Consider the following 20,110-nt stretch of genomic DNA (forward strand, 5'->3'; position numbering starts at 1 on the left):
GTGCATTTTTTCTTTCATCTGCTATCTATTGTACCATACGAAAGAAAAGACAAAAAAATCCCTCTATGTATAAGAGGGATTTCGTCTATTAATTTGCTTCTTTATATTTACCATTCGTTCTCTTAGCGATAAGTGGAAGGATTAAGCCCAAACCAATCAAGATAAACGGTGTCAAAACATTTAAAGCTAATTGGAAGTACCACTCACTCGTAAATGCTTCTACTTTCGGGAACATACCCATTAAGCAGGCGAACGCTGTAAATACAAAACACCATAAACCAATAAAGAAACCAATCTTATTATTCTTCACAAATTTATATTCTGATCCGAATTTATCAATTGCCTTCACTAATGCCATATACGCCAGGAACACCCATAAGTAACGAAGCGGCATTACAATAGAGTTTAAATCTAATAACCAGTTAAATAAAGAATTCATGTTACCAATACCAAACACCGGAACAATAATTAAAATACTTACTAATACTGCTGTCATGATATACCCGTTAATTGGCGTACCATTTTTATTTGTTTTTGTTAATCCTCTTGGAACATAACGATCATCTGCATCTGCTAATAATACTTTCAATGGCGCATCAATAGAGAATGCTAACGCTGAAATTTGCGCTAATGTATTCGCAACAGCATATAAAAGTAAGAAGAAATTACCGAATCCATAATACTCCCCTAACATTTGAAATGCATAATATTGACCATTCATCTTTAAATCAGCTGGAATATTATTCGCATCAAATAAAATCCCCATGGCAAATGAACCTAATAAGGCACAAAGTGCGACCATTCCTGCTAAGACAAGCATTCCTTTAGGGAACTCTCTTGTTGGATTTTTTGTATTGTTTACGTATGGTGATATTTTCTCACAACCACCTACTGCAAACACCAACATCGAAATAGTCGTAAAATATGCGAAGTTGAAATCTGGAATAAATGTATCTACACTCATATTTTCAGTAGCGACCTTAATATCGGTCATCATTGGAGCTGATACCGCCAATACAATAAATAAGAGCGACATAATAAACATCGCGATACCAGCGACTGTTCCAATTCGCTTTAAAGAGGAAATACCTTTTGAAGAAATCCATAAGAAAAATAAAAAGACAACTAAACAAATAACCTGTAAAACGAGAGGTGAAAATTCTTTTACGAAACTTCCATCTCCTTTAATTACCCACCCTAATGCAATCATAATGCCTTGTGGCTTTTGGGCAAGATATGGAATATGAACAACCCAATATGTCCACGCTGCTAAATATGCGAGCGTCGGCCCCATTGTTTCTTTAATCCATGTACTTACTCCACCACGTCCATCCTTAAATGTTGATCCCAGCTGTCCAACCATTAAAGCGTACGGTACAAAATATAACGCAATAATTAATATCCAAGATGTCACAACTGTCAATCCTTGATTGGCATAGTTGTTTACTACATTACCGAACCCCCAAACAGATACAAAGGCCATTAATGCAATGTTATACCATCTCAAATTCCTAGCTTCCGCATTGCTCATTATGAAGAAATCTCCCTTCTACTTATCTAAATCATTTATTTATAATATTACCTTTATACATTATTATAAAATAGTTTATATATATATATTTAACATGATTAATTCCTAAAACTTTCACAAATTCATTGTATCTACATAAAAAAAGAACAACCTATATGTGCAATGGTTGCTCTTTTTCGCTTTATTTATTCGTATCTGCTGGGAAAACTAATCCGACTTGTTTTCGTGATTCTTCTAGAAGGTTCATTACAATCATCGAATGTTTGTGTGAATTAATGGACGATTGCTGTGATTCAGATTGCACAAGTGAAATAAATTCTTCTACTTCATAACGCATAATATTTGTCTCTTGTGGCACTGTAATGTCTTCAACTCGACCATCACGATAACGAATTTCTATTTTCGTAGGCGTGTTAATATGGTCGATTACAATCGTTCCTTCTTCTCCTTGAATTTCAGATGGCAAATGGGAGTTTGTAATTTTTGAATACATGAGGACACCTTCCATTTCCTCATACGTCGCTAACATACTTCCCTCACCGTCGACACCCGAGTCTAACATGAAAGCATTGGCTTTAATAGCCATTGGTTCACCAAATAACACAACCATCGGATACACGCAATAAATACCGATATCCATAAGTGATCCATTCGAGAATGTTGGATTAAATGCATTCAGAACCGTTCCTTGCTTATACTTATCATAACGAGATGAATATTGACAAAACTGTGCAAAGTAGCGACGTACTTTGCCGATTTTTGACAAGTTATCAAGGATACTTTTAAAGTTCGGGGTCATCGTTGACATCATCGCTTCCATTAACACAACATTATGTTTCCTCGCTGTATCAATCATTTTTTGTAATTCAGCTGTATTAGAAGCGATTGCTTTCTCACATAAGACATGTTTTCCATGTTCCATGCATACAATTGCTTGTTCAGCATGCAAAGCATTCGGACTTGCGATGTATACTGCATCGATGGTGTCACTCGCTACCATTTCTTCTATATTCGTATAAATATGTTCCACTTCATATTTATCTGCAAACGCGCGTGCTGTTTCTTCTTTTCTTGAATAAACAGCTGCAAGATTAAAACCTTCTACCGTCTTTGCTGCTTCTAACAATGTTTCTGTTATTTTATTTGTACCGATAATTCCAAAACGCACCATATACATGCCCCCATACCTTTTGTTCTTATTCTACTATAATAACGCTATCCACCTTATATCTCAAACAAACCATGTATCATTTACGACTGCTGTTGAATGCTTTCTAACGTTTGACGTATCCCTTCTTGATAAGAAGTACAGGGAAATAGCCCTATTTCTCGCTCATACTTTTCTCCACTTAAAATGACCGGCTCTTCTGTTAAATAGAACATCTCTACTACTTCACGCATATTTTTATTAAACATTCCTAACATACGAATAAATCCTTTTTTCACAACAAATGCTTTCTTTTTATATGCGATTATTTCTTGTGCAAGAGAAACTATTTCTGTCCCCGTGATCAAATCACTAGCTGGTATATTCCAGTTCTGATTATACGTATCGTTACGCAGTGCTAATTCGACTAACGCCCTCGCTCCATCTGGTGTGTAGATATACTCTCTTGCAATGTGTAAATCCCCTACAAACATTGCACGTTTATTTCGTACAATCTGCTCAAGTGTAAAGTGAAGAAGCGTATTCGTTGCATGTGGACCATAAAAATCGGGGAAATGACAAATTAACACATCCACTCCTGATTGTTTCGCCATTTTCTCTAATTGGAGGCGTATCTTTCCTTTCTTTGTATGAGGATTCTTCTGAACATCTTCCGTGACTTTCTTACCGTTACTTCTTCCATATGCGTAAATATTGTCTACCATTACTAATTTAGTAGCTCGTTGTTTCGCTACATGTAAAATATTCGCTAAAAGCTGTGGTTGTTTATCCGTCCATTCTTCATATGGGACATTAATAGCATGAAAGATGATTTCTACACCTTGTGCCGCTTTCTCTACTTCTTCAAGATTAAAAACATCTCCTCCAATAATCTCTACAAGCTTTTCCTGCTGAAACAATTGACGTAATTTCTCCTTTCCTCGTGCAAATGCTACAACACTAATTCCTCTTGCACATAACTCCTTTACAAGTGCATACCCCATGCCGCCAGAAGCTCCTAATACTAATACCTTCACCTTTTTTCCTCCTTTTAATTAACCATCGTTCAATTAATAGTAAAAAAATAATTGTATCGTATATTTATCCTCGTATTCGCAGAAGTATCTCTCCGCGAATACGAAACTTTACTTCTCGTTCATTCGAGATACAAGTATTTGCATTAAAAAATCCACATGTGCTTCAGCCATTACTTTGATGCCTTCATACGTTTGATCCAATCGACAATAATGTGCAACAAATCCATGCAATGAAAGGAACACAGACCAAATCTCCTTCAAGTCTATCTTTTTCTCACACAACGTATAAATAGAAGATGCGAATTTGTCATAACTCTTATTAGGACCTTCTGCGAAATAAGAATGCACAGTCTCATCCTTTAATAGGAACATCATTTCATAATGACTTGGATTCTTAATACCAAATTCGATAAACCCTAATAGAATTCCCCTTACTTTCACCTTTGAAGGTATCTCTTTATTCAACACATCATCCAGGATTTCCATTAACATAAGAAAATCTTGATCAACAATTGCATAAAATAATTCTGCTTTGTTTTGAAAATGATAATAAATTGCACCATGGCTATAGTTAAGCTGCTTCGCAATTTGTCTCATTGATGTATGCTGATAACCGTGTTGAACAAATAAACGTCTCGCTGCCTCTATAATCATGTCTCGCGATAGTTCTTGTGCTACTACTTTTCTTGGGGACATCTTTTTCACCTTCTTATTGACCACTGTTTAATTAACAGTATATTCTGTTTGTTTCGCTCATGCAACAAATTATAAAAAGAACTTTTCCAAATCAACGTTAATCTGGAAAAGCCCCTCTATCTTCACTTATGGAATAAACGTGAACGTCTTCATCACTTGCGGTACGGAATTAACATACTGTTGAAGTTTCTTTAATTCCTTATGGTACTTATCTTGATAAAACTTGTCTGGAGCTTCGCTTCGACGAATATATACGTACGTTACATCATTCACTTTCCCTAATTTGTGGAACATACCTGAATTTAAATAATTATTCGCTAATGCCTCGTTATCCACTACAACAATACTAGCAATCATATGCTCTTCATTTGCAATGGAAACCGTGAAATTAATACTCGCTTTTGCCTCTTTTTGTTCATTACGGTAATTAACCTTTACATCTTTCCACAATTCAGGTAATTGCAATGTGAATTTATGTTTTGCGTCTTTATACACACGACCTTGGTTCAAATTGGCAGATTGTTTCTCTTTTTTTGCAGGTACTACCTTACCTTCTCCCGTCGCATCCTTACCCTTTCCTTGTGGCACCTGTTGAACAGGTTGTTTCTTTGTTTTCCCTTGTTCCATTTCTTGTTTGCTCGATTCTTGCGGCACTTGTTGCTTTATCTCCTCTTTTTGAACTGTGTCCTTCTTCTCTTGTTCTTTCACTGTACTATCTTCCTTCTCTTTTTGTTTTACTTTCCCCTCATTTTCGCTTGTTTCTAATGCTTTCGGTACTTCTTCTGTTGCCTCAGCATTATATAGTTCACAGCCTGTTATAAATAAAGTAAAAAATAAAATAAAATAAATCCCCTTTTTCATGCGCCTTACTCCAACCTCTCCGTATCAAATTTGTACATGTAAAACATCCACTATAATCGCACATTTGGTCGTTATAACGAACTTCACGGCCGGTTTTCATATGTATCCCCTCAAAAATTACATATTTCCCCCTTTATTCGACAAAATTATAAGAATATTCTATCATAAATGCTATTTCAATACGAGTATTGTTCATTATAAAAAACAAACTACCTGTCTAAAAAATAAAAAAGCTTAACCTAAAATAATAATAGGTTAAGCTTCTTCTTTTAATTACTACTAACTCTTCTTTACTTACGGAAGGAGTTTAAATGTTTTCATTACTTGCGGAACGTCTGTCTCAACAAACTTGCGAAGCACTTCTAAATCTTCACGGTATTCGTTTGTATAGAATTTCTCAGGCGCTTCACTCGGGCGAATATATAAATACGTTAAACCATTCGCCTTTCCTAATTCATGAAAAACACCTGAACTTAAATATGTATCTGCTAATTCTTCATTATCAAATACAAGAATACTACTAATAGAATGATCCTCGTTTTTAATATTTACTGTAAAGTTAATACTTGCTTTCGTATCTTCATTCCAATTGCTATGATTCACTTTTACATCCTTCCAATGAGCAGGAAATTGTAGTGTAAACGTATGTTGTTTGTCTGTGTATATAAAATCTTTCTTTGTCTCTTCAACTTTTTTCTTTTGCTCTCCTTGTACGACTTTCACCGCACTTTCTACCTTTGGCTTTTCCTGTACTTTTACTTCTTCTTTTTTAACAGGTGTAACGGTTTTCGTTGATTTCTCTTCTTTCTTCTTTTCCTCTTTACTTGCTAATTCTTTCTTTTCCTCTTTCTCTTTCTTTACTTCTTCTTTATTTACTGTTGATGCGGTAGCTTCTTCTTTCGCCACTTCTTTACTCTCTGATTGACATCCTGTTAATACCAACGTAAAAAACAAAATCGAACTGAATAGTTTCTTCATTTTCTTCACTCCAGTCTCTCCATTTACACGACATACTTTGCTACTTCGATGAAACTTGGTAGCACAAAGTAATGTTGTCTTGCATTAAAGTGTCTTAAAAGTAATCTTCTCTTTTTATATCGACACAATAACGCAAATATTGTACCATATCTCTTCTTTTGATATGAATATCGTCAATGTTGGTAATTTATTCTGTATTTCTACCTCCTATCATTCATTCGATAAATGAAAGTAACGCTCTATCTGCTTCTTCAACTCTTCCGCTTCGGGATATGTGCGTAAATTACTTAACATACCTTGTATAACTGGGATTCTCGGCTCTTCCATTTTCAACTCTAGCTCGACTACATCTAACGTAATGTATAAATAACTATCGCTATCTAATGTATTTTTCATCGTAATAATATGCTCGACTAACGTTCTTTTATCTACATATCCAGCACAGATTAACTCCATTTCCTTATACTCTACTAGAACTGGTTCTTCTCTTGACTTTTCTAATCCAGCTACTATATCATCCATTCGATGTAAAATAAAGGACGCTACATAATGTAAATCGATTGTAGCTTTATTAAAAATAAGCAATTCTAAATAAGCATGGCACATTCCATGCAAAATCGTAATTATATCATATAAAAATGGTGTAATACGTTCACCATATAATGATCGTAATCCATTCTCATAAAACGCTGTCGTTTCTGTCTGCATACGAAGGATTAATTGTTCAATTTCTCCAGTGAAAGATCCTGTATGCTCTCTCATGTACATCATAATAAATTCTTTTTGTTGATGAATCCCATCAAACTGACACCATAGCTGTTTTTCAAACTTCTCACGGGGTGCTAAATCTAGCTTATCCATTTCACTCACCCGCTCCGTGAATTGTGTGTAATAGTAATGGAAAATCGCAAGTAATAACGAATCTTTCGATGAAAAATATAAATAGAATGCTCCTTTTGATATTCCACACTCGTTCACAATTTCTTGAATAGATGTCGATTTATATCCTTTATTCGCAAACAACTTCATGGATGTTTCTAAGATTAACTTTTCCTTTTCCTTCATCTTCTTCTCTCCTAAAAACGCTCTTATTCTCCATTATGACCGATTAGTCATAGAATGCAACCCTTCTCCTTCTAGCCATTACCCATACTTTCTTGTTGACTACTGACCTAATAGTCACTTATATTTAGTATACTATGACCAATTAGTCATTTTTAATAAAGGAGGAAAACGAATGAATAGCATTATCAACTTTACGTTGAAAAATAAATTTGCCGTTTGGTTGTTAACAATCATGCTTACGGTTACTGGTATATATGCAGGATTAAATATTAAGCTTGAAACAATCCCGAATATCACAATGCCTATCGCAACTGTTTCAACTGTTTATCCTGGAGCAACTCCAGAAGAAGTCGCAGATAAAGTATCTGAACCAATTGAGAAGAAACTACAAAACTTACAAGGTGTAAATACAGTTAGCTCTTCTTCTTATCAAAACATGTCCCTTATTCAAGTTGAATATAACTTCGATAAGAACATGGAAGAGGTAGAGGAAGAAATTGAAAAAGCACTTTCTTCCTTATCTCTACCAGAAAAAGTGGAAAAGCCTAGCGTTTCACGCCTAAACTTCAATGCTTTCCCAGTTATTGCACTAAGTGTTGCCAGTGAAGATGGAAACTTAGCGGAATTAACGAAGGTCGTAAATGAAGAACTTACTCCTACACTTGAAGGATTAGATGGTGTCGCATCCGTTCAAGTATCAGGACAGCAAGTTGAAGAAGGAAAACTTGTCTTCAACAAAGAAAAGTTGCAAACATTAGGTCTACAAGAAGAAACAGTAAAGAATATCATTAAAGGATCCGATTTATCGATTCCACTAGGTCTTTACACATTCAATGATACAGAGAAATCAGTCGTTGTGGACGGCAAGCTTGCAACAATAGACGAGCTAAAAGGTATGAAGATTCCACTTATTCCTTCAGCGTCTACAACAACTTCACCTGCACCAGCAGCTAATGCAGGTAACATACAAGGTGGAGGCATCCCAACAATTACATTAGGTGAAATTGCTGATATTCAATTAGTAGGTAAAGCTGAATCCATTTCTCGTACAGATGGAAAAGAATCAATTGGCTTACAAATCGTAAAAGCAGCAGATGCAAATACAGTAGATGTAGTAAATAAAGTAAAAGAACAAGTAGAAACATTTGAAAAAGAACACACAAACTTAATTTTCAAATCAACATTTGATCAAGGGAAACCAATTGAACAATCAATTGAAACGATGTTGAGCAAAGCATTATTCGGAGCATTATTTGCAGTTGTCATTATCTTGTTATTCTTACGTAACATGAAAACAACGTTAATCTCCGTTATTTCAATTCCGTTATCGTTATTGATTGCGGTTATCTTATTAAAGCAACTAGATATCACCTTAAATATGATGACGTTAGGCGCCATGACGGTAGCAATTGGACGCGTTGTCGATGATTCCATCGTTGTTGTTGAAAATATTTATCGTCGTATGGCTTTAAAAGAAGAAAAACTAAAAGGAATGGACTTAATTCGTGAAGCAACGAAAGAAATGTTCATGCCAATCCTATCATCAACTATCGTAACAATCGCTGTATTCTTACCACTAGGACTTGTAAAAGGAATGATTGGTGAATTATTCTTACCATTCGCCTTAACAATTGTCTTTGCCTTACTTGCTTCTCTTCTTGTCGCAATAACAATTGTTCCGATGATGGCACATTCGTTATTCAAGAAAGAGATGGAGAGCGGTACAGCCGTCCATGAAGAAAAAGTAGGTAAGTTCACACTTGGCTACAAACGCGTACTTGAATGGGTATTAAACCATAAAGTCATTACTTCAACGATTGCCATTGTAATATTAGTAGGTAGCCTTGCGTTACTTCCTATCGTTGGTGTAAGTTTCTTACCTGCTGAAGAAGAGAAAATGATCATGGCTACGTACAAACCAGAGCCAGGTCAAACATTAGAAGATGTAGAAAAGATTGCAACGGATGCAGAAAAATACTTCCAAGATCGAGAATACACTGGAACAATCCAATTCTCACTTGGTAGTGAAAATCCGATGAGCCCAGGTAGCTCAAATCAGGCTCTATTCTATGTCCAATATGATCAAGACACACCTAACTTTAATGAAGAAAAAGAAACCGTTATTAAAGATTTACAAGCATCTGTAGAAAAAGGTGAATGGAAATCGCAAGACTTCTCTTCAAGCGGCAGCAGCAATGAAATGAAAGTATTTGTATACGGGGAAAATGTAGAAGCAATTAAACCAATTGTTGCCGATGTACAAGCAATGATGGAAGATGAATCTACATTAAAAGACGTGAAATCAAGTCTTTCAAAATCGTATGAAGAGTATACACTTGTCGCAAACCAAGAAAAGCTAAGTAAGCTTGGTTTAACAACTGGCCAAATCGGCATGGAGCTTAGCCAGCAACATACTCGTCCTGTCCTCACAACAATTCAAAAAGACGGCGAAGAAGTGAATGTATACGTAGATGTACCGAAAGAAACATACGCTTCAATTGATGACATCTTAAATCGCAAAATCAAGTCACCACTTGGCATGGAAGTAGCAGTCAAAGACGTCGTTGATGTGAAGGAAGGAAACACAGCAGATACAATTACACGACGCGATGGACGTGTATATGCAGAAGTAACTGGAACATTAACAACAGATGATGTTTCCAAAACAACTTCAAACCTTCAAAAAGGGATCGATGAATTAGAACTGCCATCAAATATTGATGTTTCAATGGGTGGTGTATCAGAAGATATTCAAGAGTCATTCAAGCAACTAGGACTAGCGATGTTAGCAGCAATTGCGATTGTATACTTCATCCTTGTTCTAACATTTGGTGGAGCATCTGCGCCATTTGCAATTCTTTTCTCGATTCCATTTACAATTATCGGAGCTGTGCTTGGCTTATTAGTTTCAGGAGAAACATTAAGCATTTCAGCAATGATTGGTATGTTAATGTTAATTGGTATCGTTGTAACAAATGCAATTGTCTTAATTGACCGCGTTATTCATAAGGAAAATGAAGGTATCTCAACACGCGATGCATTATTAGAAGCAGGTATAACTCGACTTCGTCCAATTTTAATGACAGCTATCGCAACAATTGGAGCATTACTTCCACTTGCGCTTGGATTTGAGAGCAGTGGCTTAATTTCGAAAGGACTTGGTGTTACTGTAATTGGTGGCTTAACAAGCTCTACGCTGTTAACACTTCTAATCGTTCCAATTGTATACGAGGCATTAAGCAACTTAAAACGTAAAATGAAACGTAAAAAATAAGTAATATCTCATGAACCACAGGAGCAATCCTGTGGTTTTTTCATCCCTCTATATGCTCCATTCATCCCAATTTCTACTCTTTTGACAGGAAATATAATGCTAGGATTTTCAAATTTTCATATTGTAGAGTCAGAAGCACGGCAAACAATAAGAAAACAAAAAAGGAATATAGGGGTGGAAAGAATGGAAAACATTATTATCGTACAAAACATGGTTAAGACATTTGGGATGAAACAAGCAATTAACGATATAAGTTTCAACATTCAAAGAGGGGAAATATTCGGTTTCCTCGGACCAAGTGGCTCTGGTAAAACAACAACAGTGAAAATCTTAACATCACAAGTAAAACATTCCTCGGGAAATATTTCGATATTCGGACAAAATGTGACAAGTTGGAAAAAGGAAAGTATGAAAGAAATCGGCATCTTAACAGATAATAGTGCACTATATGAAAGATTAACAGTGTACGATAATTTGAAATTATATTGTGATTTATATGATGTAAATAACACACGAATTGATGAAGTATTACAAGATGTGAACTTATTTGAAGAGAAGAGAACGGCTGTAAATAAATTATCCAAAGGAATGAAGCAACGTGTCTTACTTGCACGAGCTATTCTTCATAAACCAGCACTACTGTTCTTAGATGAGCCAACTTCTGCATTAGATCCCGTAAATAGACAGAAGATGCACGATGTACTTCGTCAATTAAATGAAGAAGGCACAACAATCTTCCTAACAACGCATGACATGAGTGAAGCAGAAGTATTATGTGACCGAGTAGCTTTCTTACACAATGGGAAAATTGCTGCACTTGATACACCTGAAAATTTACGTCTTCAATATGCAGAAAACACCATTGAAATTACCTTAACAAATAAAGAAAAAGAAATTATAACGAAAGATGAAGCCGGAGCTAAGCATATTTTTGACAAATTGAATCGTGGAGAAATTTTAACGATTCATTCAAAAGAACCGAATTTAGGAGATATTTTCATCCAATTAACTGGGAGGGGTTTATAATGATGACATTCTCATTGAAACGAGTATCGGCAATTGTAAGGAAAGAATATATGGACTTAATGAAGAATTATCAAATTACTATCATGCTAGCAGTCCCACCCGTATACGCAGCTATTTTTCTACATCTAGGGGCAGAAGGGGCAGAAATTGCACGTACATGTATCATGATGGCACTTCTTATGGTCGGAATGTTTATCCAAGCAAATATGATTTCAGAAGAAAAAGAAAAGGATACATTACGTGGACTTATGTTATCACCAGCGAGTGTGGGAGATGTATTAGCAGGAAAAAGCTTTATTACATTCATCCTAACAGCTGCAGTATGTACTTTCTGTCTTGCTTTAGCAAATATATCAATGAATATTAGCTTAATGGTATTAGTTATATGTATAGGAATTTTATTATTCATCTCCATGGGAACACTTATTGGATTAATTGCCCAGTCTGTTTCGGCATTAAATACAATTATCGTACCAGTTATGTTCTTCTTAATGTTTGGTTCCATGTTCGCAGAAGGTGTAGATAATGAAATGATACGAACAATTTTAATGAATTTGCCAACAACACATATTATGAAAAGCGTAACATCTGTTATTGAAGGGAAAGCTATTAGTGAACTTACAACACCTCTACTTGTAATGACAGGCTGGTTCCTCTGCTTAGTAGTAGCAAGTGTCATTGTCTACCGTAAGAAGAATATGGACTAACAACAAAAAACCACTCTTGCTACTTTACTAACAAGAGTGGTTTTTTATAATCTTCTGTTTACACTTCTCACTTCTTCCAGTTAAACAGAAAAGTGAATTCCATTTATGGTAATAATGTGAAACTATCCATTACTAACGGAACATCTTCCATAATCATTTTTTGAGCCATTTTTAATTCTTTTTCATATTGCTCTCCATATAACTTATCTGGTGCTTCACTTGCACGAATATACGCATACGTTAAACCATCTTTTTCACCAAGCTTTTTGTGTAGGCCAAATTCAATATGATTCATTGCTTCTTCTTTGCTACCAAATGCGAAAATACTTGCAAGTCTAACTTTCTCTCCACCAATAGTAGCAATGAATGTAACAGCCTCTTGTGTATGATTATCAAACTGCTCTCTCTTCACCTCTACGTTCGACCATGCTTCTGGTAATTGTAGTGTAAATGGATATTTCCCATCTTTATATGAAATACTTTTTTGTTGCTGCTCTTCTTTCTTTACCGTGTTTTTCTTATCGGGTTGTTTTCCTTCTTCTTTCTTTACATTCGCCTTAATTTCTACTGACTGCTTAAATGATACATCCGCTTTTTCTGTCTTCACTTTTTTCTGTTCCACCATTTCACCCACTTGCTTATCATTTTTCTCTCTATATACTGCTTCATTTTGTACTTTTTGCTCTTCCATACTTGTCTCGTTCGATTCAACAAGTTTCGCTTCTGGCGGAATAGTTGCTACTTCTTGCTCTTGGCCATTTGATTGAACAGATTGATTTCTGTCTTCTTGGCATCCTGTTAACAGTAACATTCCTGTAGCTACTAAAATAAATCCTTTTTTCATAGTTCTTCTCCCCCTAATTCTATAATTCTATGTATCTCACAAGCGACGCTCGTTATATTTCAATAAAATGTAACATTATTAATATTTGTAATGTCTTTGTAACACAAATGTAACATAAGGAGTGGGATAACGTCAAATATTTTTTCAAACCTCCCTTCCAATCAAACAAGATGCTCTTTTCTTCCAAAAGAGCATCTCACTTCTACCATTTCTTCATATAACCCCGTGTTGTTATCGTATATACTTCCTTATACTAACTTGTAGAAATGCAATAAGTGGCCATGTACATAACACAAATACCAACGCCATAACAATATATTCATTACTTACAGCACGAAGATCCAGCCAATCACGTGTGAATGGGAAAAAACATGCCAATATAAATAATGTTATCATCCCTAGAACAATTGATACATTCATCATATTATATGGTCTTGCTACTCTCGCTAAAACAACGAGACTTCCTCCGCCCAATACAAGAACGACTAGCGTTCCCATTTCAGCTAAAGATAAACTAAAGAAACGCCCCATTAGATAAATTGCAAATGTGCTAAACCCCAATACTACTCCATTTGGGATAGATAACGATAAGATTCGTTTTAGAAATTGGCTTTTCACAACATCTTTATTAGGACGTAATGCCAAGAAAAATGCTGGGATACCAATTGCTAGCGTTCCAATTAACGTCAGTTGAATTGGTTGCAATGGAAACGGTAATAGAAATACACCAAATAATAACGACAACATAATAGAATACGTTGTCTTCGTCAAAAACAGTTCAGACACTCGTTCTAAATTATTAATCAACCTGCGTCCTTCCGCAACAACTTCAGGCAACGTACTGAAGTTTGAGTCTAGTAAAACAAGCTGTGCTACGGCTTTAGTCGCATCTGAACCATTTGCCATTGCGATCCCACAATCTGCTTCCTTTAAGGCGAGCACATCATTTACTCCATCCCCAGTCATCGCAACCGTATGACCTTTTGACTGCAATGCTATAACCATTTGCTTCTTCTGCTTCGGGGTTACACGACCAAATACGGTATACTGATGGATGAGCTCAGCAAAGGCTTCTCCCTCTTCCGGTAACGTTCTAGCGTCAATATAGTTCTCTGCTCCAACTAAACCTGCTTTCTTGGCAACAGCGGCAACGGTAACTGGGTTATCCCCCGAAATCACCTTAATCGTTACTCCTTCTTCTGCAAAATAACGAAGTGCTTGTGGTGCCTCTTCTCGGATAATATCTTCAATAAACAACAATGCACCGACACATACGTTTTTAAAATGATGCTGCATGAGTGCTTCTCGTTCTACATGTGCCAGCAATAACACGCGCCTTCCTTTCTCTGCTTCCTGTTGAATCCGCTCTCGAATCGCTATATCCATTTTTTCTATAATTACTTCTGGTGCACCAAGCACCCATGCTCCCCTTTCTTTAAATGTCACACTCATCCACTTCTTATCAGATGAAAAAGGGATTTTATGTGTAATCATTAACGCTGGGGGATCTGTGTAAGTAGAAACAATTGCCTGCTGTGTAGGATTAATAACTGGAAATGCATGTGCAATACCCGCTAACACTTCATCTATTTGTTCTTTTGTATATATACCAATCGTTTCTACCTCTCCAAGTCGCAAATTACCTTCTGTAATTGTTCCAGTTTTATCAAGACATAATACATCTACACGCGCCAATACTTCCGTAGCTGGTAACTCTTGTACTAACGCGTTCCACTTAGACAAGCGGATAATTGCTACAACAAACGTTGCACTTGTTAACAACACAAGTCCTTCTGGTACCATTCCAATAATACCCGTAACAGCACGAACAACAGCATCTTGCCAGCTACTATTCGTGAAGAATAACTGAGTGCTGACGAGTAGTACCCCAATAGGAAGAACAAGCCAAATAATAATCTTAAACAATGTATTTACTGCTGTTTGCAATTCTGAATTAATAAGTTTGAATTTCTTCGCCTCTTCCGCTAATTTTGCCGCATATGTATCTGCTCCGACTTTCGTTACCTTTGCATAACCACTTCCGGCTACAACAAAACTACCGGCATAGAGAGGGTTACCTCCTTCCTTAAACACAGGATCTGCTTCTCCTGTTAATAAAGCTTCATCCACTTCCACTTCAGAAAGAGACATTACTTCCCCGTCCGCAACTATTTTCGTCCCTGGATTTAAAATTATTACATCATCTAAGACGAGTGATTCTACAGATATATCTCGTTCCTCACCATCTCTTTTCACTTTGACTTGTGCCATGTTCAACACGGATAACTTCTCTAACGTTGCCTTTGCTCTCACTTCTTGAAAAATCCCAATTAACGTATTCGTAATAATAACACCTGCAAATAAAGCATTTTTCGGTGAACCCGCAAGAATCACAGCAATCGCCAAAATGGCATTTAAAGCATTAAAACTCGTAAATAAATTTGCCCGAATAATTTGTGCTGTTGTACGTGACGGTGCTTTTGGTAAAACATTCACTTGCCCCTTGGTAACTCGTTCTTCTACTTCTTTCTCTGTGAGCCCATGAATATTATTCATGAAAATTCACCCCCTACCTATTTGTTATCATCTCCCATCCATCAATTTTTCATAAAAAAACCACCTATGCATAAGAGCATAAGTGGTTTCACACTTATTTAAATAAAATCAAAAAATCACCGTAACCTTCTTCTTCTAACTTATCTTTTGGAATAAAACGAAGAGATGCTGAATTAATGCAGTAACGTAAGCCATTTGGTCCTGGTCCATCCGGGAAAACATGGCCTAAATGTGAATCTGCTTCTCTACTCCTCACTTCTGTTCTCGTCATATTATGGCTCACATCCACTTTCTCTTTAATACTAAGCGATAACATCGGCTTCGTAAAACTAGGCCATCCACAACCACTATCATATTTATCTAATGAGCTAAACAACGGTTCCCCAGAAACAATATCAACATAGATTCCGTCTTGCTTATTATTATAATATTCATTTTGAAATGGTGGTTCTGTGCCATCTTCTTGTGTTACATAATACTGCGTCTCGGTTAGGCGCTCTTTTAGTTGTTGATTATCTTTTGGCCAATGCTTCTTAATAAATGCATCTCTTCCTGATCCTTGACGATAAAGCGCATAGCGGAATCCATTTTTCTTATGATACCCTTGGTGATACTCTTCCGCTGGATAGAACGTAGATGCAGGTAGAATGTCCGTTACAATAGGATTTGTAAAGCGTCCGCTCTTAGCCAGTGCTTCCTTCGACGCTTCTGCTTGTACCTTCTGTTCTTCACTATGATAGAAAATTGCGGTTTGATACGATTGACCACGATCATGAAATTGTCCACCTGCATCGGTAGGGTCAATTTGTTGCCAATACAATTGTAGCAATTTCTCATACGATATCTTCGTTGAATCAAACATAATTTGTACCGCCTCGTAATGACCTGTCGTTTCTTGACATACTTCTTTATAGGTCGGATTTTCCGTATGTCCTCCCGTATAACCTGAGACAACTTGGATAATACCATCCATCTCTTCAAACGGTGAGACCATACACCAGAAACACCCTCCTGCAAACGTTGCCTTTTCACTCATCTTTCTTCACCCCTATCTAAATTCTTCTTGCATATTATAGCTTTTCCATTCTTTCTTCCCAACTATGTTGCCTATCGAAAAAAAGCATCGAACATTCGATGCTTTCCCTCTTTCTTATCCAACTTGTTCATTTGTAGTTTCGTCTTTCTCATCCTCATCTGTCGTCACTTCGAAGACATCTAATAAGAAGATAAAGATTGGAATACCAATAATTAATCCCCATACGCCTAAGAAATGTTCTGAGAAGATTAACACGATAAATGTATAGAAAATAGGTAAGTTCGTTTTCACTGACATGAACTTTGGATTTAAGACATATGCCTCAATCGCATGAATCACTGCAATGTATACTAAAATGTAGACGATATAGATGAATCCACCTACATTATACGCAATCATACAAAGCGGGAAAAGCGAAATAATGACCCCAGCAACAGGGATAAGACCTAACAAGAAGATCATAATTCCTAGCCCTATTAATTGTGGGAAATCTAATACCCATAGTGCAATAACGGATAATACACAATTTACAACAGCAATTAAGAACTGTGCCTCGATTACTTTACCAAATGAATTTGCAAATTTTCTTCCGAAATATGCAATCTCTGTGTAGAACACAGCAAGATAGCTATCTTTGAATTTTGATGTAAATTGGATAATTCTAGGTTTCTCTAATAGGAAGAATAAGCTCAAAATAACCGATAGTAAAAATTGAACTCCTACCTTACCAATATTCGCTACATACTGGTAGAAAAGGTCTGCACCTTGTTTCATATAACTCGAAAAGTCTGTCTTACCAATCAGTTCGACAACGTATAAAACCATTGCATTATCAGGTGGGTTCTTCAAGAAATGCTGTACCTGTACAACTAACTCTCCTATTTGTATACTGATAACCGGCAAGTATCTATAGAGTGTATATGTAATTCCACCAACAAAGATTAGATATAGCAACCCAATAATTGCTCTACGGTCAATTCGTACAATGGGATCGAGTTTACGAGAAATAAACACTTGGAAACGATCCATTAAATAGGTCAAAATAAACGTTACTAAAATAAGGTTGAACATGCTTCGCGTCAAATAGAGCAACAGCGCAAATAATCCCAATATCGCAAATCTTCTTACACTTTTATGTTGAAAAAAGTTTTTTATTAGCATAATGTTAGGTTACTCTCTCCTATCTCCTATGATTTCTTGCAGCGCATACATTTATAATTAACATCTCTCTATTCAATCTATATATGTATTACGTTGTATTTATGATAACATCCCTTGCTAAATTCTGCCCTATACTTCCATTAAACGTGCTATTGCAACCCCATAGCTACTATCTTTATATTGTACAACAATCTCCTCCACTATTTATTACAAATTTACTACAAAATCACATCTTTGTCCTATTAAAAGAGATACATAGCCAAAAGGAATATCTATCCCTTCCCTTCAACAAGATTTTATTTTTACAGTGACAGATTACTACGTGATAGAGATGTCTTTCTCTCAAAGAATATATTATAATAGTGGCTATACAATGGAGACGTTACAGGTAGCTATGCTGCCATTGTTATTTTGAAAGAAGAAAGGATTCGATGATATATGTCAAATGAACAAAAAAAGATGAGCTTACAAGAAGCAATGATGCAAAAGCTTGCAAGTAAAAAACAAGCACAAGATATGGGAAAAGGAAATAATTCTTTCTCTACAGAAACAAAAAGCATGAAGAGCCAGCAAACGAAAAAAGCAAATAACCAACGTCGTCGTACAGGTGTATAAGTGAACGGACAATACCGTAATAATCTTATCCCTGGCATGCATGTCCAGATTGTCTTAAAGAAAGATCAACGAACAGGTGCGTTAACAGCAGGCATTATACAAAGTCTGTTAACGAAATCTTCCTTTCATCCTCACGGGATAAAGGTTCGATTACAAGACGGACAAGTTGGACGTGTGAAAGAAATTATCTCAAACAAATAAAAGGCTGTTCCCACTATACAATGGGAACGGCCTTTTATTTACTTTATTTTAGCTTCTTAACAAATACGACTTTTAAATAGTTTCCTTCTTTAAATTCTGAAGTTGTCTTAAAGTCCTCCGGAAGCGAAAATTCTTCTAATAATGTATACTTTCCACCCATTTCACGAAATGCCGTATCAATAAACCCTTTAAATTTACTCATTCCAAACGAACTACAATTTGTAGAAGCAACAATTACACCATTCGTTTCTGTTATCGTAATCGCTTCTTTTAACAAGTCTTTATAATCTTTCCCTGCACTAAATGTATGCTTTTTCGAACGTGCAAAGCTTGGGGGATCGAGAATGACCATATCAAATTGTAATTGTTTCTTCACCGCATACTTGAAATAATGAAACACATCTTCAACAATAATACTTTGTGCCTTCGCATCGATGCCATTTATCGTAAACTGTTCCGTCGTCTTACTTAAACTACGATTCGCTAAGTCCACACTTGTTGTTTTCGTTGCTCCACCCACTGCCGCGAAAACAGAGAATGCACCCGTATAGGAGAATGTATTTAATACATTCTTGCCATCTGCATACTTATCTCGAATTGTCCTTCTTACATCTCGTTGATCAAGAAAGACTCCGACCATTGCACCATCATTTAAGTATACAGCGAAATTCACACCATTTTCCTTCACAATAAGCGGAAATTCACCGCGCTCTCCCATTACGAAATCATCATCTTCAACATATTGACCTTTCGTATCAAAGCGCTTCTTCTCATAAATCCCTTTATACGTTACTACTTTCGTAAATGCACGGATAATCTCTTCCTTGAACGTATAAATTCCTTTGCTATACCAACTAATTACATAATAACCGTCGTAATGGTCAATCGTAAATCCACCAATCCCATCACCTTCTCCGTTAAATACACGAAATGCAGTTGTCTCCGTATCTTCAAATAACTGTTTTCTAGCATCTAGTGCTTTCTTCAACTTCTTCATAAAAAAATGTTCATCAATGTGCTCTTTTTCTTGCTTCGTTAATATCCAACCATATCCTTTATTTTGTTGACCGTAATACCCTTTTCCTACAAATTGATTGCGCTCATCTACTAAACGAACAAGTGCGCCTTCTTCTTTTAAATCACGAATATTTACAATCGCTTCTTTTTGGATTAGTGGATACCCTTTTTTCAACTCTTGTACAAATTTTTGTTTTATTTGTAAACGAACTTCTGTTTTCATTTTGTCATCCTGTCTATATCATTGTATTTTAATATTTCCTACTAAAACATTATGGATTTATTTTAACATTATTTTAAATTTGGTTCATTCTTACAATCTAACCTACTGTATATTGTATCCGTAAAATTACACAGC

Annotated in this window: 17 protein-coding genes; 5 read left to right on the forward strand and 12 right to left on the reverse strand. The window is 36.0% G+C overall.

What is annotated here, in order from left to right:
• Positions 1-88: 88 nt before the first annotated feature.
• The 7 genes from IEV41_RS17555 to IEV41_RS17585 form a co-directional block, all read right to left on the reverse strand.
• Positions 89-1,531 (reverse strand): APC family permease, encoded by a 1,443-nt coding sequence (locus tag IEV41_RS17555; RefSeq protein WP_188389817.1) that lies wholly within the window; start codon positions 1,529-1,531, stop codon positions 89-91.
• A 181-nt stretch (positions 1,532-1,712) separates the two neighbouring features.
• A complete protein-coding gene (locus tag IEV41_RS17560; RefSeq protein WP_188389818.1) occupies positions 1,713-2,702 on the reverse strand; it encodes a Gfo/Idh/MocA family protein in 990 nt (329 codons plus the stop codon).
• Between the two features lie 80 nt (positions 2,703-2,782).
• Positions 2,783-3,682: an NAD(P)H-binding protein gene (locus IEV41_RS17565; RefSeq protein WP_188389896.1), complete on the reverse strand. Its 900-nt coding sequence runs from the start codon at positions 3,680-3,682 to the stop codon at positions 2,783-2,785.
• A gap of 141 nt (positions 3,683-3,823) precedes the next feature.
• Entirely contained in the window at positions 3,824-4,411 is a 588-nt protein-coding gene (locus IEV41_RS17570; RefSeq protein ID WP_188389819.1) for a TetR/AcrR family transcriptional regulator, read from the reverse strand.
• A 126-nt stretch (positions 4,412-4,537) separates the two neighbouring features.
• Complete coding sequence (locus IEV41_RS17575; protein WP_188389820.1) at positions 4,538-5,272, reverse strand: hypothetical protein; 735 nt, start codon at positions 5,270-5,272, stop codon at positions 4,538-4,540.
• Between the two features lie 294 nt (positions 5,273-5,566).
• Positions 5,567-6,259: a hypothetical protein gene (locus IEV41_RS17580; RefSeq protein ID WP_188389821.1), complete on the reverse strand. Its 693-nt coding sequence runs from the start codon at positions 6,257-6,259 to the stop codon at positions 5,567-5,569.
• Between the two features lie 201 nt (positions 6,260-6,460).
• On the reverse strand, positions 6,461-7,315 hold the full coding sequence (locus IEV41_RS17585; RefSeq protein ID WP_188389822.1) for a TetR/AcrR family transcriptional regulator: 855 nt from the start codon (positions 7,313-7,315) through the stop codon (positions 6,461-6,463).
• A 172-nt stretch (positions 7,316-7,487) separates the two neighbouring features.
• Here IEV41_RS17585 and IEV41_RS17590 point away from each other — a divergent pair, with 172 nt between their 5' ends.
• From IEV41_RS17590 to IEV41_RS17600, 3 genes are all read left to right on the forward strand, one after another.
• Entirely contained in the window at positions 7,488-10,589 is a 3,102-nt protein-coding gene (locus IEV41_RS17590; RefSeq protein WP_188389823.1) for an efflux RND transporter permease subunit, read from the forward strand.
• Positions 10,590-10,772: 183 nt separating this feature from the next.
• The gene (locus IEV41_RS17595; protein ID WP_188389824.1) at positions 10,773-11,615 is read left to right on the forward strand and encodes an ABC transporter ATP-binding protein; all 843 of its coding nucleotides are present in this window, start codon (positions 10,773-10,775) and stop codon (positions 11,613-11,615) included.
• Complete coding sequence (locus IEV41_RS17600; protein ID WP_188389825.1) at positions 11,615-12,322, forward strand: ABC transporter permease; 708 nt, start codon at positions 11,615-11,617, stop codon at positions 12,320-12,322. The genes IEV41_RS17595 and IEV41_RS17600 overlap by 1 nt, the downstream gene beginning before the upstream one ends.
• Positions 12,323-12,425: 103 nt before the next feature.
• Here the strand turns inward: IEV41_RS17600 and IEV41_RS17605 are convergent, their stop codons facing one another.
• From IEV41_RS17605 to IEV41_RS17620, 4 genes are all read right to left on the reverse strand, one after another.
• Complete coding sequence (locus tag IEV41_RS17605) at positions 12,426-13,166, reverse strand: hypothetical protein (RefSeq protein ID WP_188389826.1); 741 nt, start codon at positions 13,164-13,166, stop codon at positions 12,426-12,428.
• 231 nt (positions 13,167-13,397) lie between these two features.
• On the reverse strand, positions 13,398-15,722 hold the full coding sequence (locus IEV41_RS17610; RefSeq protein WP_188389827.1) for a cation-translocating P-type ATPase: 2,325 nt from the start codon (positions 15,720-15,722) through the stop codon (positions 13,398-13,400).
• A 94-nt stretch (positions 15,723-15,816) separates the two neighbouring features.
• The gene (gene msrB, locus IEV41_RS17615; protein ID WP_188389828.1) at positions 15,817-16,758 is read right to left on the reverse strand and encodes a peptide-methionine (R)-S-oxide reductase MsrB; all 942 of its coding nucleotides are present in this window, start codon (positions 16,756-16,758) and stop codon (positions 15,817-15,819) included.
• A gap of 114 nt (positions 16,759-16,872) precedes the next feature.
• A complete protein-coding gene (locus IEV41_RS17620; protein ID WP_188389829.1) occupies positions 16,873-17,919 on the reverse strand; it encodes an AI-2E family transporter in 1,047 nt (348 codons plus the stop codon).
• Positions 17,920-18,357: 438 nt separating this feature from the next.
• Between IEV41_RS17620 and IEV41_RS17625 the strand changes: the two genes are divergently transcribed.
• Both IEV41_RS17625 and IEV41_RS17630 read left to right on the forward strand, forming a co-directional pair.
• Entirely contained in the window at positions 18,358-18,534 is a 177-nt protein-coding gene (locus IEV41_RS17625; protein ID WP_188389830.1) for a hypothetical protein, read from the forward strand.
• Positions 18,535-18,735: a YwbE family protein gene (locus IEV41_RS17630; protein ID WP_188389831.1), complete on the forward strand. Its 201-nt coding sequence runs from the start codon at positions 18,535-18,537 to the stop codon at positions 18,733-18,735. It abuts the gene before it with no gap.
• A gap of 43 nt (positions 18,736-18,778) precedes the next feature.
• On the opposite strand, the gene IEV41_RS17635 is transcribed toward IEV41_RS17630, so the two are convergent.
• Complete coding sequence (locus tag IEV41_RS17635; protein ID WP_188389832.1) at positions 18,779-19,975, reverse strand: class I SAM-dependent rRNA methyltransferase; 1,197 nt, start codon at positions 19,973-19,975, stop codon at positions 18,779-18,781.
• Between the last annotated feature and the right edge of the window lie 135 nt (positions 19,976-20,110).

It is taken from the genome of Priestia taiwanensis, from assembly GCF_014638355.1.
GTDB classification, from domain to species: Bacteria; Bacillota; Bacilli; order Bacillales; family Bacillaceae_G; genus Priestia_D; species Priestia_D taiwanensis.

Bases quoted from the DNA above. Each gene is read 5' to 3' on its own strand.
- IEV41_RS17555 (WP_188389817.1), bottom strand. From the start codon at position 1,531: ATGAGCAATGCGGAAGCTAGGAATTTGAGATGGTATAACATTGCATTA.
- IEV41_RS17560 (WP_188389818.1), bottom strand. From the start codon at position 2,702: ATGGTGCGTTTTGGAATTATCGGTACAAATAAAATAACAGAAACATTG.
- IEV41_RS17565 (WP_188389896.1), bottom strand. From the start codon at position 3,682: ATGGGGTATGCACTTGTAAAGGAGTTATGTGCAAGAGGAATTAGTGTT.
- IEV41_RS17570 (WP_188389819.1), bottom strand. From the start codon at position 4,411: ATGTCCCCAAGAAAAGTAGTAGCACAAGAACTATCGCGAGACATGATT.
- IEV41_RS17575 (WP_188389820.1), bottom strand. From the start codon at position 5,272: ATGAAAAAGGGGATTTATTTTATTTTATTTTTTACTTTATTTATAACA.
- IEV41_RS17585 (WP_188389822.1), bottom strand. From the start codon at position 7,315: ATGAAGGAAAAGGAAAAGTTAATCTTAGAAACATCCATGAAGTTGTTT.
- IEV41_RS17590 (WP_188389823.1), top strand. From the start codon at position 7,488: ATGAATAGCATTATCAACTTTACGTTGAAAAATAAATTTGCCGTTTGG.
- IEV41_RS17595 (WP_188389824.1), top strand. From the start codon at position 10,773: ATGGAAAACATTATTATCGTACAAAACATGGTTAAGACATTTGGGATG.
- IEV41_RS17600 (WP_188389825.1), top strand. From the start codon at position 11,615: ATGATGACATTCTCATTGAAACGAGTATCGGCAATTGTAAGGAAAGAA.
- IEV41_RS17605 (WP_188389826.1), bottom strand. From the start codon at position 13,166: ATGAAAAAAGGATTTATTTTAGTAGCTACAGGAATGTTACTGTTAACA.
- IEV41_RS17610 (WP_188389827.1), bottom strand. From the start codon at position 15,722: ATGAATAATATTCATGGGCTCACAGAGAAAGAAGTAGAAGAACGAGTT.
- msrB (WP_188389828.1), bottom strand. From the start codon at position 16,758: ATGAGTGAAAAGGCAACGTTTGCAGGAGGGTGTTTCTGGTGTATGGTC.
- IEV41_RS17620 (WP_188389829.1), bottom strand. From the start codon at position 17,919: ATGCTAATAAAAAACTTTTTTCAACATAAAAGTGTAAGAAGATTTGCG.
- IEV41_RS17625 (WP_188389830.1), top strand. From the start codon at position 18,358: ATGTCAAATGAACAAAAAAAGATGAGCTTACAAGAAGCAATGATGCAA.
- IEV41_RS17635 (WP_188389832.1), bottom strand. From the start codon at position 19,975: ATGAAAACAGAAGTTCGTTTACAAATAAAACAAAAATTTGTACAAGAG.